The following is a 525-nucleotide window of genomic DNA, read 5'->3' as shown; positions in this document are numbered from 1 at the left end:
GTGGCGGTGTCCCACGGCCCGTTGGTGGCGCATATCATCGCCACCGGCGAGCGCTATGAAACCAGCCCGGCCGATTGCGAATTGCACTTCATGTCGTTCGCCTTCGACGGCTCCCATGAGGGCTGGATGCACCCGTTGATCAACGGCGCGAGCGTGCTGATCCGCGATGACAGCCTGTGGCTGCCCGAGTACACCTACGAACAGATGCACCGTCACAACGTGACCATGGCGGTGTTCCCGCCGGTGTACCTGCAACAACTGGCCGAGCATGCCGAGCGTGACGGTAACCCGCCGGAGGTACGTGTGTACTGCTTTGGCGGTGATGCCGTGGCCCAGGCGAGCTATGACCTGGCCTGGCGCGCACTCAAGCCGACCTACCTGTTCAACGGCTACGGCCCGACGGAAACGGTGGTTACGCCACTGCTGTGGAAAGCACGCAAGGGCGACCCGTGCGGCGCCGTCTACGCACCGATTGGCACCTTGCTGGGCAATCGCAGCGGCTACGTGCTCGACGCGCAGCTCAAC

1 protein-coding gene is annotated in these 525 nt (G+C 64.2%); it reads left to right on the top strand.

Features of this window, described 5'->3' with window-relative positions:
• Positions 1–525: AMP-binding protein (locus tag AC07SI_RS30365; protein WP_495007117.1), on the top strand; the 525-nt coding region annotated here is incomplete at both ends.

The sequence above is a fragment of the Pseudomonas sp. GW821-FHT05D12 genome (assembly GCF_059419825.1).
The sequence above is the reverse complement of the archived record's forward strand: the minus strand, read 5'-3'. Positions and strand labels throughout refer to the sequence as shown.